Origin of the sequence: Streptomyces yokosukanensis, from assembly GCF_001514035.1 — a bacterium.
In the GTDB taxonomy this organism is placed as follows: Bacteria; Actinomycetota; Actinomycetes; order Streptomycetales; family Streptomycetaceae; genus Streptomyces; species Streptomyces yokosukanensis.
Window position 1 is genome coordinate 43,046 of the sequence record NZ_KQ948226.1, and the last position, 12,275, is coordinate 55,320.

The 12,275-nt window shown below is 73.7% G+C and carries 13 protein-coding genes; 3 read left to right on the forward strand and 10 right to left on the reverse strand.

Features of this window, described 5'->3' with window-relative positions:
- Window positions 1–14: 14 nt before the first annotated feature.
- Window positions 15–863, reverse strand: coding sequence for a ribonuclease BN (locus AQI95_RS36830; protein ID WP_425264946.1), 849 nt, complete (start codon window positions 861–863; stop codon window positions 15–17).
- Window positions 864–1,077: 214 nt separating this feature from the next.
- Here AQI95_RS36830 and AQI95_RS36835 point away from each other — a divergent pair, with 214 nt between their 5' ends.
- Window positions 1,078–2,124 (forward strand): MGDG synthase family glycosyltransferase, encoded by a 1,047-nt coding sequence (locus tag AQI95_RS36835; protein ID WP_208614363.1) that lies wholly within the window; start codon window positions 1,078–1,080, stop codon window positions 2,122–2,124.
- A gap of 32 nt (window positions 2,125–2,156) precedes the next feature.
- Here the strand turns inward: AQI95_RS36835 and AQI95_RS36840 are convergent, their stop codons facing one another.
- The 5 genes from AQI95_RS36840 to AQI95_RS36860 all read right to left on the reverse strand — a co-directional run bounded on the left by AQI95_RS36840 (window position 2,157) and on the right by AQI95_RS36860 (window position 5,875).
- Window positions 2,157–2,900 carry a polysaccharide deacetylase family protein gene (locus AQI95_RS36840; protein WP_067134562.1) on the reverse strand — a complete coding sequence of 248 codons (744 nt, stop codon included), beginning with the start codon at window positions 2,898–2,900 and terminating at the stop codon, window positions 2,157–2,159.
- A gap of 66 nt (window positions 2,901–2,966) precedes the next feature.
- Window positions 2,967–3,911, reverse strand: a complete 945-nt coding sequence (locus tag AQI95_RS36845; RefSeq protein WP_067134564.1) for a DMT family transporter — start codon at window positions 3,909–3,911, stop codon at window positions 2,967–2,969.
- Window positions 3,912–3,917: 6 nt separating this feature from the next.
- On the reverse strand, window positions 3,918–4,769 hold the full coding sequence (locus AQI95_RS36850) for an SDR family NAD(P)-dependent oxidoreductase (protein ID WP_067134566.1): 852 nt from the start codon (window positions 4,767–4,769) through the stop codon (window positions 3,918–3,920).
- Between the two features lie 227 nt (window positions 4,770–4,996).
- Window positions 4,997–5,524, reverse strand: coding sequence for an SRPBCC family protein (locus tag AQI95_RS36855; protein WP_067134568.1), 528 nt, complete (start codon window positions 5,522–5,524; stop codon window positions 4,997–4,999).
- A gap of 6 nt (window positions 5,525–5,530) precedes the next feature.
- The gene (locus AQI95_RS36860) at window positions 5,531–5,875 is read right to left on the reverse strand and encodes an ArsR/SmtB family transcription factor (RefSeq protein ID WP_067134569.1); all 345 of its coding nucleotides are present in this window, start codon (window positions 5,873–5,875) and stop codon (window positions 5,531–5,533) included.
- Window positions 5,876–6,072: 197 nt separating this feature from the next.
- Here AQI95_RS36860 and AQI95_RS36865 point away from each other — a divergent pair, with 197 nt between their 5' ends.
- Window positions 6,073–7,587, forward strand: coding sequence for an MFS transporter (locus tag AQI95_RS36865; protein WP_067134572.1), 1,515 nt, complete (start codon window positions 6,073–6,075; stop codon window positions 7,585–7,587).
- A gap of 410 nt (window positions 7,588–7,997) precedes the next feature.
- Here the strand turns inward: AQI95_RS36865 and AQI95_RS36870 are convergent, their stop codons facing one another.
- The 4 genes from AQI95_RS36870 to AQI95_RS36885 all read right to left on the reverse strand — a co-directional run bounded on the left by AQI95_RS36870 (window position 7,998) and on the right by AQI95_RS36885 (window position 11,534).
- Window positions 7,998–8,432, reverse strand: a complete 435-nt coding sequence (locus AQI95_RS36870; RefSeq protein WP_067134574.1) for a subtilase-type protease inhibitor — start codon at window positions 8,430–8,432, stop codon at window positions 7,998–8,000.
- Window positions 8,433–8,847: 415 nt separating this feature from the next.
- The gene (locus tag AQI95_RS36875) at window positions 8,848–10,566 is read right to left on the reverse strand and encodes an RICIN domain-containing protein (RefSeq protein ID WP_067134577.1); all 1,719 of its coding nucleotides are present in this window, start codon (window positions 10,564–10,566) and stop codon (window positions 8,848–8,850) included.
- 347 nt (window positions 10,567–10,913) lie between these two features.
- Window positions 10,914–11,291, reverse strand: a complete 378-nt coding sequence (locus tag AQI95_RS36880; RefSeq protein ID WP_067134579.1) for a toxin Doc — start codon at window positions 11,289–11,291, stop codon at window positions 10,914–10,916.
- Window positions 11,292–11,294: 3 nt separating this feature from the next.
- Entirely contained in the window at window positions 11,295–11,534 is a 240-nt protein-coding gene (locus AQI95_RS36885; RefSeq protein WP_067134581.1) for a hypothetical protein, read from the reverse strand.
- Window positions 11,535–11,761: 227 nt separating this feature from the next.
- On the opposite strand from AQI95_RS36885, the gene AQI95_RS36890 reads away from it, so the two are divergent.
- Window positions 11,762–12,271, forward strand: coding sequence for a methylated-DNA--[protein]-cysteine S-methyltransferase (locus AQI95_RS36890; protein ID WP_067134583.1), 510 nt, complete (start codon window positions 11,762–11,764; stop codon window positions 12,269–12,271).
- The last annotated feature ends 4 nt before the right edge of the window (window positions 12,272–12,275 follow it).

Here is a 12,275-nt window from a genome sequence, read left to right on the forward strand (position 1 = left end):
CGGGCCGGGCATGCTCAGTACTTCCCCCGGCCCGGCCGGTGCGCCGTGTCTGCTCGGTCGTGGTGGCCGGGCGTCCAGTGGTGTTCGGTGAACCAGCGGCCGAACAGGGCGCCGCCGTAGATGACGAACCCGACGCCGATGAGCCAGGACTCGACCACGAGCACGGTGCCGACCGCGCCGTAGCTGAGCGCGTTGGTGACGATGAGCGGGGTGAAGACCAGATGGGAGAAGGCGCGCAGACCGACCAGGCCGACCATGGTGGCGAGCGCGCCCGGCAGCAGGGCGCGCCAGCGGATCTGGCCGCCCAGCAGGAAGCGCTGCCCCCACCAGAAGAAGACGATGCCGCTCACCGTGGACAGCGCGATCCGCTGCCCCCCGTGCAGCGCCTCCTTGGTCGCCACCTCCTGGTAGAGGTAGGCGGTGAGCACCACCAGCCAGGTCGCCTGCCGCCAGACCCGGTGCCAGGGGCCGGAGGTCAGGCCCCAGATCCGTTCGTAGGCGTTCTGCACGCTGCCGCCGAAGGACACGCCGAAGACGGCCAGCAGGACGGCACTCCAGACGCTGGTGGTGCCGATGACGTTGCGCGGCGGGCTGATGACGTCGGTGAGGACATGGGCGGAGCGGCCGGACAGGCCCATGCCGTCGGTGAGCCAGGAGGCGAAACCGCCCCGCACCAGCGGATCGGCGGCGGCGACCACGATCAGCAGCGGCGCGAGCGTCACCAGCGCCAGCGTGGCGAACCCCATGGCCCGGTGCATCAGTTCCAGCTCGCGGCCGTGTTCGAGCAGGGCACCGGCCCTGAGCCACTCCCAGGCGCGGTGCAGGCCGCGCCGCCACCACCTCACGGCTCCTCCCGTGCTCACCACCCACACGCTCTCCTGAGCCGATTCATCCACCCCGGGGCGCTGCGGGCAACTCGCACCGGTGCCGTCCCGGATGTCGGCGGCCGGGCGACACGGCGGCGGGGTGAGGGGGTTCGCGGCCGCGCGCACCGGAGAATCGGAACCCGTGCGTACTCCTGCCGAGGTGCCCTCCACGCCGCGCGGCCGACGGCGCCCGCTGATCCTCAGCGCGAGCATGGGGGCCGGTCATGACACCGTGGCGGCCGAACTGGCGCGCCGGGCGGCGGCTTCCGGCGCCGAACCGCACGTGGCCGACGTCCTGGGGCTGCTGCCCTGCGGCCTGGGCGACGGGCTGCGCCGCTCGTACCAGGCGTCGGTACGGCACGTCCCCTGGGCGTACGGCGCTGTGTACGCCGCGTTCCTGCGCGGTGGCGGCGGGCCGCGTCCGAGCGGGGTGCCGCTGGCCCGGCTCGCCGCCGGCCGGCTCATGGACCTCGTCCAGCGGCTGGAGGCCGATGTGGTGGTGTCCGTCTTCCATCTGGCCGCACAGCTCACCGGCGATCTCCGGGCGCGAGGCCGGCTGCGGGTGCCGAGCGCCGTCTTCCTCGTCGACTTCGCCGTGCACCGGCAGTGGCTGCACCCGGGCAACGACCGCTACCTGTGTCTCACGGACTCGGCGGCGGCCGAGGTGCGGACGGCGCTCGGCGCACCGGCCGTGACGACGGGCCCCGCGGTGGCGCCCGCGTTCCGCTCGCCGGCGCCCGGGGCGGACCGGTGGCGGGAGCGCTTCGCCGGGCAGGCTCCCGGTCGGCCGCCGGTCCTGCTGTCCGCGGGCGCCTGGGGTGCCGCGTCCCGCCCGGACGCCACCGCCCGGCTGCTGACGGGGGCCGGCTGGCTGCCGGTGGTGCTGTGCGGTCGCAACGCCCAGCTGCGGGAGCGGGTGTCGCGGGTGTCCGGGGCGCTCGCCCTGGACTGGGTCGAGGACATGCCCGGTCTGCTGTCGGCCGCGTACGCCCTGGTGGACAACGCGGCCGGCCAGACCTCCGTACAGGCCCTGGCCGTCGGGCTGCCCGTGATCGGGTACCGGCCGCTGCCCGGCCACGGGCTGGACGGGGTGCGGCGGATGGCCGATCTCGGGGTCTCGGCACCGGCCCCGGACGGGCCCGGGCTGCTCGCGGCCCTCGGCAGGCTCACGGAGGGCGGAAGCGAGCGGGCGGAACGGGTGGCCCGGGGGCGCAGGCTGTTCCGGGGCGACCCGATGGCGTACGTGGCCCGGTTGTGACGGGGGCGCACCCCCGTGCCGTCCCCGTGCCGTCATCCCTGGGGCGTCAGGCCGTGGTCGCGCAGGGGACCGACCGAGAGGCCGGCCTCCCGGCAGTCCCGTACCAGACCGGGCAGTGCGCCGAGGGCCGCGCGCCAGCAGCCGGGGGCCGCGAGCCGGTCGGAGTCGTGCAGCAGGACGGTGCCGCCGCCGCGCAGGTCCGCCGCGATCCGGGCCCGTACGGAGGCCGGGGTGGCGTCGGCCGTCCAGTCCCTGCCCCACGCCGACCACAGCACCGGCCGCAGCCCGGCACGCCGGGCGGCCAGCCAGCGTCCGGAGGTGAGGATGCCGTAGGGCGGGCGGTACCAGTGCGGCCGGTGCCCGGAGATGTCCCGCAGGGCGCGGACGGTCCGGGTGATCTGCTCGGCGTCGCGGGCGGGTGCGGGGCGCCAGGGGCGCTCGTGGGTCCAGCCGTGCACCGCGAGCTCGTGGCCGCGCCGGGCGGTCTCCCGGACCATCGCGGAATGGCGCACCATGTGCTCTCCGAGCAGGAAGAAGGTCGCCCGTACGCCGAGTTCGTCCAGCGCGTCGAGGAAGTGCGGCGTGGACTCGGGGTCCGGGCCGTCGTCGAAGGTCAGCGCGATGTGCCGGCCCCCGCCGAGGCCGGCGAGCCGCGGGAACAGCGGCAGCCGTACGCCCGGCAGCCAGGTGGCCGCCGGCGCGATGTGTGCGGCGGCGACGGCGACCGGCGCGAGGACGGCCGCCGTCCGCCAGGGACGACCGGACTTCGGGGACATCGCTGACCTGCCTTCCTGATCTACCTGGCTACGTGATCCATCTGGCTACCTGATCTACCTGGCTGCTCACGGTGGCTTCCGGTGCTGTACCCGGTCCGGGTGTCCTGCTCTCCCCGTGCCGGTGCCGTCCCGCGCGGACGCGTCCCACGCCCGTCCGACGGCCGGCGCCCGGGCCAGCCCGACGCTGCCCGCCCCGATCAGCGCGACACCGATCGCCTCCGGCAGCATCCGCAGCCCGAGGTGGACGGTCTCGGCGAACAGCACCCAGCCGAGGACGACGCTGGTGAGCGCGTCGCCGAGGGTGAGGGCCGGCTGGGAGGCGGTGAGCGAACCCGCGCCGAACGCGCTCTGCAGCAGCAGGAAGGCGATGAGTCCGGCGCCCACCGTGGCGTACGGCGACCAGTGCGCGAACATCGCCGCGGGTCCCCGCTCCAGCCGCCCCACGGCCTCCTTGAGCAGCGCGGCGGTGGTGGCGAAGCAGACGGCGGAGGCCAGGCCGAGCAGTGCGGCGCGCGGCGCGCCCTTCGTCGGGCGGGCGACGGCCACGAGGAGCACGACCGCGCCGAGCGCCCCGCCGCCACCCAGCAGCCAGGCCCGGGGCGGCGCGGTCGGGCGGCCCGCGCCCGGGGCGGCGGCCAGCAGGAAGAAGGCCAGTCCCGCGGCCAGAGCGGCGAAGGCCAGCCAGGTGCGCAGGCCGGGACGGCGCCGGAAGACCACCCCGCCCACGACCAGGGTGAACAGCAGTTCGGTGGCGAGCAGGGGCTGGACCAGGGACAGGCTGCCGACGGCCAGCGCCCCCGCCTGCAGCAGTCCGGAGACACCCAGCAGCGCCGCCCCCGCCAGCCAGTAGGGGCGCCGCAGCAACCGGCCGAGCCGGCGCACGGCGGAGCCCGCCCCGCCGGGCTCGCCGTCCTCGTACGGCTCCTGTACGGCGGCGCGGCGCTGGAGCACGGACGCGGAGGCGTTGGTGAAGGCAGCGAGCAGGGCGAGCAGCACCGTGACGGCGGTCATGGGCATTCACCCGAAGCGGGCGGCGAGCCGCCGGTAGAGCCCCGGCGCGACACCGCGGACCCGGGCCGGAAAACGCAGCCAGCCGGGGACGTACACCTCGTCCTGGCCGCGCAGGACGGCCGTCCAGACGGCGTCGGCCACCCGCTCGGGCGGCACCGGCCGCGGCCAGGTCCGGGCGTAGGGGGCGCCCCGCCGGGCGAAGAACGGTGTGTCGACGGCGCCGGGGATCACATGGCTGACGCCCACTCCGGTGCGGCGCAGTTCGTAGCGCAGGGCGTCGGCGAAGGCGGCCAGGCCTGCCTTGGCGGCCGAGTACACGGCCTCGCCGCGCACGCCGACGCTGCCCGCGACGGATCCGATGAGCACGATGCGCCCCGACCCGGCCGCGACCATATGGGGCAGCAGGGCGCGCACGAGGTGCAGGGTGGCCAGCAGGTCGACGGCGACGATCTCGTCGATACGGGCGTGGGGCATACCGGTGAAGTCGCCGGCCCAGCCCACGCCGGCGCTCGCCACCAGCAGGTCGAGGCGGCCCGCGTGGTCGAGGACCAGCTCGGTCAGCAGCCGGTCGGCGCCCGGCCGGGTCAGATCCGCCGTCAGGGCGAGGGCGTCGAGCGGGGCGGCCACCTGCTCCAGGCGGGCGGCGTCGCGTCCGTTCAGCAGCAGCCGCCAGCCCTCCTCGGCGGCCAGCCGGCGTGCGACGGCGGCGCCGATGCCCGAGGAGGCGCCCGTCACGAGGGCGGTGCCGCCCCGGCCCGCGTGGCTCCCGGCCGAGGGGAGGACGGAGCCCGCCGGACCGGAGGTCGCGACCGGCCCGGTGCGGTTCGACGGTCCTGCGGGGGGCGGGGCGTGGGACATGGTCACGACCTCACTGCGACGTGGGGGCACGGGCTCGCGAACGGAAGGGGCCGACCCTTGGCTGTGTATCCAGGGCGCCACACACTCGAACAGCGTGCACGGCGGAGCCCCCGACGAACGCCCGCCACACGGGGACGGGTGGGGCCCGAGTCGCCGGGTGGTGCGTCCGGGACGACGATGGGATGCGAGGTACCGGGACGAGGCCGCCCATCCCCCCGGTCGGGCCGTCAGTCCATGCCGGGGACGGGTGCGCCGGAGGGGACTCCGGCGTCGAGGTAACCGTCGTAGAACTGCTTCCAGGGCGCGGTCGGCCCGGCGTGCGCGCCCTCGAAGCGTTCGCCGCGCGCCTTGGCGTCGAGGGCGGCGAGGCACACCTCCCAGCCGGCACCGTTGCGGGCGGCGGTGTTCGTCCCGCCGAGGACGTTGGTGAGCGTGAACCGGGTGCGCTGTTCGCCGACGGCTTCCAGGTCGAAGTGGAGTTCGTCGCCGCCCCACTCGAAGGACAGGTGGCGGGGCGGGTCGACGGCGAGCATCCGGCCGGTGAAGTCGGGCATGTTCGGGTCGCCGGTGAAGCGGACGGTGCCACCGGGACGCAGCTCCATCTCGGCGCGGAACGGGAACCACTGCTCCAGTTCGTCGGGATCGGTGACGAACGTCCAGACGCGGTCCACCGGGTGGTCGTAGGTGCGGCTGAACCGGACGGCGGGTCGGCCGTCGTCCAGGGTCAGATAGGTGCCGGTGAGGTCGACGGGCATGGTGCTTCAGTCCTTCGCGGGTGGGGGGTGCCGGGTGTCGTCCGACGTCGCGTCGAGGCGCCGGCCCAGGGCGTCCAGGCTGCTGCTCCACAGGCTGCGGTAGGGCTCCAGCCAGGCGTCGAGGGCGGCGATCGGTGCCGGGTCGAGGGCGTAGACGCGACGCTGCGCGTCCTGTCTGACCCGGACCAGGCCCGCCTCCCTGAGCACCTTCAGATGCTTGGACGTGCTCGGCTGGCTCAGTCCGCAGGCCTCGACGATCTCCCCGACGGGCCGGGGGCGTTCCAGCAGGAGCGCGACGATCGCCCGCCGGTGGGGGTCGGCGAGGGCGGACCAGAGCGCGGCATCGGACATGCAGGCAATATGCCTCGACAGACATATACCCGTCAAGGAATACGAGTCGCTCGACAGACATTACGAGACGCATTCGGCCCGAAAACCCATCGAAACGTTGCCGTTTCGCTGAGAGTGCTCTAACCTCAATGTGTACGAAACAGTTTCGTTTACGTGCCGTTTACTTCCGCACCCGAACGACTTCCCTGGAGTGGTTCATGTCCCAGAAGACCCTGGCCGACGGCTCCCGAGCCGACGCCGTCGCGATCGACGCGAAGGAGCAGAGCGCGGCCTCGCCGAAGCGCTGGTGGATCCTCGCGGTCGTCGCCGTCGCCCAGCTGATGGTCGTCCTCGACGCCACGATCGTGAACATCGCACTGCCCTCGGCCCAGACGGACCTCGGCTTCTCCAACGGGAACCGGCAGTGGATCGTGACGGCGTACGCCCTCGCCTTCGCCTCCCTGCTGCTGCTCGGCGGCCGGATAGCCGACCTGTTCGGCCGCAAGCCCGCCTTCCTCGTCGGCGTCGTCGGCTTCGCCGCGGCCTCCGCGCTCGGCGGCGCCGCGAACGGCTTCACCATGCTGGTCCTCGCGCGTGCCCTGCAGGGCGCCTTCGGCGCGCTCCTCGCGCCCGCCGCGCTGTCGCTGCTCAACACCACGTTCACCGACGCCCGGGAACGGGCCCGCGCCTTCAGCGTGTACGGCGCGATCGCCGGCGCCGGCGGCGCCGTGGGCCTGCTGCTCGGCGGTGTGCTGACCGACGCGCTCGACTGGCGCTGGACCCTGTACGTGAACGTGGCCATCGCGGTCGTCGCCTTCGCGGGCGGCTGGATCCTGCTCGGCAACCACCGCGACGCGGCCGACGCCAAGCTGGACGTGCCGGGCACGGTCCTCGTCGCCACCGGTCTGTTCGCCCTCGTCTACGGCTTCTCCAACGCCGAGACCCACCACTGGAATTCGCCGCTGACCTGGGGCTTCCTGATCGCGGGCGGTGTGCTGCTGGCAGCCTTCGCGGTATGGCAGACCCGGGCCTCGCACCCGCTGCTGCCGCTGCGCATCCTGCTCGACCGCAACCGCGCGGCCTCCTACCTCGCGGTGCTGATCACCGGCGCGGGCATGTTCGGCGTGTTCCTCTTCCTGACCTACTACCTGCAGCTCAACCTCGGCTTCAGCCCCACCAGGACCGGTGTGGCGTTCCTGCCGATGGTCGGCGCGCTGATGGTGACCGCGCAGGTCGGCACCACGGTCCTGCTGCCCCGGATCGGTCCCAAGGCGGTCATCCCGCTGGGCTTCGCGATCGCCACGGCCGGCATGGCCTGGCTGACCGGCATCGGCCTCGGCTCGCACTACGTGAGCGCGGTGCTGCCCCAGCTGATCGTGATCGGCGTCGGTCTCGGCATGGTCATGCCGCCGGCCATGCAGCTGGCCACCGGCGGGGTCGCGGCCGAGGACGCGGGCGTGGCCTCCGCGACCGTCAACGCCATGCAGCAGGTGGGCGGTTCGATCGGCACGGCGCTGCTGAACACCCTCGCCGCGAGCGCCGCCACCGACTACCTCTCCGGCCGCGACGCCACCAGCAAGGCGGTGCAGGCCCAGGCGACGATGGAGAGCTACACGACCGCCTTCTGGTGGTCGGCGGTCCTCTTCGCCGCCGGCACGCTGATCGCCTTCCTGCTCTACCGGCGCGGAGTGCCGGCGCAGGACGCGGATGCCGCTCCGGTCGTCCACATGTGACAGCCGGAAACCGAACCCGAGGAGCCGCCGTCAGCAGGGAGACGGCGGCCCCTCGGCCTGTCGTCGCGGCGCCGCCCCGGCACGTTCCCCGGAGAGCCTCCGAGGAGGGCCGTCGGACCCTCCATGTGTCGCTCTCCGTACCCGTGCGCACGGTCGCCGGTTCCTCGGACACGACACGAGTCACCGGCCCAAGGCCATGGACACCGCATGAAACCGGTTGTTTTTCGCCGCTCCCCGGAAGGCCCCCCACGGGCCCCCCGGGGAGCGGCTGTGTGCCCGGAAGCCGGCGGGCGGCCCCACTCCGCCCGTCGGTCCCGGCGCGAGATCGCAGGTACCCCGTTCCAGGGGCCGCACTCCCCAGTTGCGGACCTGATCCTGTACACGCGGAGACCTCTGCGATCCCGCAGTCTCTAGAAGGCGAAGACGCCGCCGCCCATGGAGTCCCGCTCGCACGAGTTGCCGAAGGTGCTCTCGTAGGAGACGCGCTTGCCCTGCCAGACGCCCTGCACGGTGACGACGACCGGGTCGTACAGCTTGTTGCACCACACCCCGCCGGCGGGCTTCAAGGCGGTGAAGTCGCCGCCGATCCCGCGTAGTTCGGCGCAGGCCTGGGACGCCGCCGGGTGGGTGCCGGAGGCCGTGGGCGCGCAGCTCAGGGTGACGGCGCGCTCCGGAGTGGCCGTGGTCGCGTCGCCGCCGTGGCCGGTGGTGAGAACCAGCGCCGAGGGGGCGTAGAGCGACGACGGGGCGGCGCCCGGTGCAGCGACGGCGGCCCCGGTCAGGGGTCCGCAGACGGCGGCGGCCGTCAGGCCGAGGGCCGCTGCCCAGCGCGCGGTGTTCCGCATTGTGTGCATCCTTCCGCTCAAACAGTCGTGGTGCCGCCCCGGGCCCGGTCGGGACCGGAGCGGCGAGCGCCACTCTGCCGAGTCCGCCGTCGAAACTCACATCGCACACATGGATTTCGGTAACCTTTCGTGTTGAAGCAGTGGCGTGAAGTCACGGAATCCACACACCGTGACCCAGGAACTACGCGGGTTCCGCCCTCTCGACTCCGCCAGATGGCCGAAAATCAGCGCTTCGTTAATCGTCCTGAAACATTCCGGCTGTGACCCCTTCAAGCCCCCTCATGACTCATTGTGTTCATGAAATGATCACCGCGACGAGGTCGCGCGGGGCTCGGCCGGCGGTCGATTCCTCCCCATTGGGGACGGTTCCCGCCGACCGGCCGCCCGGATCCCCGTCGACACGGCCGGCGGCGCCTCAGGTGTTCTTCGCCGACCGCCTCGCCGGGCGGGCGGCGGGGCCGTCCGGGCCGGCGATCGAGAGGGATCCGGGGGTCGCCGAGGACGCGTCGGTCGCCCAGCGCTGCCCGGCGGAGCCGTCCCGGACCTTGACGACGAGGTCGGCCCCCGCGGCCCCCGCGGAGGTGGCGACGGCGAGGGTGCGGTCCCAGCGGGGCAGCAACTCGCCCTGCACGGTGAGGTCGTAGCGCACGTCGTCGGCCCGCTTCGAACCGGCGTCGGCGCAGGTGCCGAGGATCACCACGCCCGCGTCGGCGTGCGAGTCCAGGCACAGACCGGAGTCGGCCGCACTGCGCAGCAGCCCGTCGGCCTCGTACGTCCACTGCTGGGTGCGTGCCGAGGAGCAGACGGCGAGGACCGCGCCCACCCCGGCGTCCGGGGTGCCCTTGACGTCGAGGCACAGGTCGGCGGCCGCGTTGCGCAGTCGGCCGGAGCGGCCGGTGGCGGGCAGCGCCGCGGTGCCGGGAGCCGTGGCGGAGGGGGGCACGGACCGGCCGGTGGAGCCGGGGCCGGCGCCGGTGGAGGCGACCGGGTCGGTGCCGTCGCCGCCCTCCGGCCACAGGCTGATCGCGAGGACGGTCGCGAGCAGTGCGGCCGAGGCCACGCCGACTCCGGTGAGCAGCGTCCTGGAGGACCAGGCGGTGCCGGGGATCCGGGCGAGCGGTCCGGGCTCGTCCGCTCCGCGCCGCCGGCCGCGGGTCCCCGGGGTCCGCGCCCGGGACCGGTCGGCCCCGCGTCGTCGCACTCCGGGCAGGACGGCGCGGTCGAACAGGCCCGGCTTGTCGCCGCCGCGCCGACGTCCGCCGGAGCGCCGGGAGCCGCCACGAGCGGCTCCCGGGCGGCGGCCGGGGCGGGAGTCGAGGTAGCGGCGGGCGCCCCAGCCGAGCACCGCCTCGGCGAGCAGCACGCCCAACGCGGCGTCCGCGTGGCCCAGTTGCTCGGCGGCATGCCGGCAGTAGGAGCAGGCCGACAGATGCTGCTGGACGTCGGGCAGCAGGGCGCCGGAGCCGCCGCGGCGGATCGGCGCGTCGAGCAGACGGTTGTAGTAACGGCATTCCTTGCCGGGCGCGAGTTCCCGGTGGGCGCGCACCAGGCCCTCCCGGAATTTCTCCCGCGCCTGTTCCAGCGCGACCGCCGCGCTGTCGACGTCGACACCAAGCAGCCCGGCGGGAACGGTTATCGGTTCTGCCTCGACCTCGATGTGCCAGAGCAGTGCCTGTTCCAGTCGGGGAAGGGCGTGAAATGAGCGGTCGGAGAGGGATCGGTTTTCCGGTATCAGGGTCTTCGCCGCGCGCATGCCGCGACCGCCGGCCGGTTTCGCGAGTCCGGGCAGTACGGCGGTGACGTGGTCGGCGCCGGACCAGTTGACGACCGTGTCCCGGACTGCCACGAGCAGCCGGGGCCGCAGCGCCTCGGCTGCTTCGCCGAGCGCGAGCCGACCGAGGACCTGGTGGAAGGCGGTGGCGGTGACCATGTGCGCGAGCGGCCCGGAAAGGGCCAGGCAGACCACCGCGTAGTCCTGCGCCGGCTGCCAGTGCCGGGCCATGAGCAGGGCGGCGGACCGGGAGGCCTCCGCGTCGGATCCGGCCCGCAGCGGGCCGGCGAGCGATTCGTCGGGCTCCCCGGGATCGCCGCCGGGCGGCGGATAGGGAGGGCGAGGGGGGTGGGGGGTGGGCACAGAGCGGATTCCTTTGGTGCGTATTGCGTCGATGCGTACCTCTGCGGCGCGCGGGGAGGGGAATGGACCGGCGTTCGGCCGGTGAAGTTCCGCAACTGCCGTAAGAACCCGGGATTTTACCCCCCGCACGGGCATTGCAACCCTTGCACAACTTCCACACGAGCAACAAGGCGCCCGCACGACATCGGCGCTATTGAAAGAAAGTCAGAAAGCGGGTTCCCGCCCTGCTCGCATGCGGCCGCATTCGGCATTTCATGCGCTCCGCGCGAAGCGTACGCACACAGCGGCGGGGGTCCGCACGCTTCGCTCTCGGCCGGCGGCCCCGTGCGCCCTGATCCGGGGGCGGCTCAGATCTGCCAGGAGCGCAGCCGGTCGGCCGCGCCGTACACATCGGTCTTGCCGGAGATCAGGTCGCGGGTGAGGTCGACGAGGGCGCCGTAGGGCGGGTCGATGCCGACACCGCTGACGAACATGTAGGCCACGGCGGTCGCGCAGGCGAAACGGGCGTTGGCCGCGGGCAGCGGCTTGAGCAGGGCCAGGGTGTGCAGCAGGGCGGCGGCCCGCCAGGCGGGGTCGGAGTCCACGCCGAGGCGGGGCGGATCGACGCGGTGCCGGGCGACGGCGGCGACCAGCGCGGAGAAGTCGTCGACCGCGGGCTGGTCGGGCAGGACCTCCTCGTGGCGCTGGAGCAGCCAGGGGACGTCGATGTGGATGACGGAGGGCATGCGTCAGGCGGCCTCGTCCTTCGCGGGGGGTTCGTCGTCGGGAAAGGCCGCCGCGAACTCCTCGGCGTGCGTGGCGAAGAACTGCCGGAAGGCTGCGGCGCCCTCCTGAAGGGCCCGGTGCCGGGCTATGTCGGCGGCGGCGGCCTCGCGCACGAGGGCCTTCATCGACGTACCGCGCTCCTTGGCGATCTGCCGGAGGTCCTCGAGTTCCCGATCGCTGAACTCCACATTGAGAGCTGGCATGCCTCTCACGGTACCGCGCGGGTACTTACCCGTAAATATCGCCAGGTCAAGTGCCCTTTTCCCCGGTACCTGAGGGGTCCGAGAGCCATGTCCGATTCCCGCCGGTGACCCGGCGCCGCACGCAGCAGACTCGACAGCACGGAAGAAGCGGAAGACGCGGAAGACGCGGAAGACGCGGAAGACAGCACGTGAGGTGGGGTCGGCCGCGGGACAGAAGGAGCACCCCGATGCGCACACGTACGGTCCACACCGTCCACCCGAGCCCGCTGGGCGACCTGCTGCTCACCGGAACGGCCGGGCCGTCCGGGCTCACGCTCACCTCGCTCAGCATGCCCGGGCAGCGCGGCGTGCCCGCCGTCCGTCAGGAGGACCTCGACGACGGGCCGTTCGCCGAGGCGCACCGGCAGCTGGACGCCTACTTCGCGGGCCGCCGGACCCGTTTCGAGCTGCCGCTCGACACCACCGGCACCCCGTTCCAGCGGGCGGTGTGGCAGGCCCTGGAGAACGTCCACCACGGCACGACCACCACGTACGGCGAGCTGGCCAGCCGGCTGGACCTGCCGCGCGCCGACCTGCGCGCGGTGGGCCGGGCCCTCGGCGACAACCCCCTGCTGCTCGTCCGCCCCTGCCACCGGGTGATCGGCGCGGACGGCTCGATGCGCGGGTACGCGGGCGGGGTGGAGCGCAAGCTGTGGCTCCTCACGCACGAGGGCGCGCTGCAGCCGGCCCTGATGTGAGGGC

Excerpts from the sequence above, each read along its gene's own strand:
- AQI95_RS36835 (WP_208614363.1), top strand. The coding sequence starts at position 1,078 with ATGGGGGCCGGTCATGACACCGTGGCGGCCGAACTGGCGCGCCGGGCG.
- AQI95_RS36840 (WP_067134562.1), bottom strand. The coding sequence starts at position 2,900 with ATGTCCCCGAAGTCCGGTCGTCCCTGGCGGACGGCGGCCGTCCTCGCG.
- AQI95_RS36845 (WP_067134564.1), bottom strand. The coding sequence starts at position 3,911 with ATGACCGCCGTCACGGTGCTGCTCGCCCTGCTCGCTGCCTTCACCAAC.
- AQI95_RS36850 (WP_067134566.1), bottom strand. The coding sequence starts at position 4,769 with ATGTCCCACGCCCCGCCCCCCGCAGGACCGTCGAACCGCACCGGGCCG.
- AQI95_RS36855 (WP_067134568.1), bottom strand. The coding sequence starts at position 5,524 with ATGCCCGTCGACCTCACCGGCACCTATCTGACCCTGGACGACGGCCGA.
- AQI95_RS36860 (WP_067134569.1), bottom strand. The coding sequence starts at position 5,875 with ATGTCCGATGCCGCGCTCTGGTCCGCCCTCGCCGACCCCCACCGGCGG.
- AQI95_RS36865 (WP_067134572.1), top strand. The coding sequence starts at position 6,073 with ATGTCCCAGAAGACCCTGGCCGACGGCTCCCGAGCCGACGCCGTCGCG.
- AQI95_RS36870 (WP_067134574.1), bottom strand. The coding sequence starts at position 8,432 with ATGCGGAACACCGCGCGCTGGGCAGCGGCCCTCGGCCTGACGGCCGCC.
- AQI95_RS36880 (WP_067134579.1), bottom strand. The coding sequence starts at position 11,291 with ATGCCCTCCGTCATCCACATCGACGTCCCCTGGCTGCTCCAGCGCCAC.
- AQI95_RS36885 (WP_067134581.1), bottom strand. The coding sequence starts at position 11,534 with ATGCCAGCTCTCAATGTGGAGTTCAGCGATCGGGAACTCGAGGACCTC.
- AQI95_RS36890 (WP_067134583.1), top strand. The coding sequence starts at position 11,762 with ATGCGCACACGTACGGTCCACACCGTCCACCCGAGCCCGCTGGGCGAC.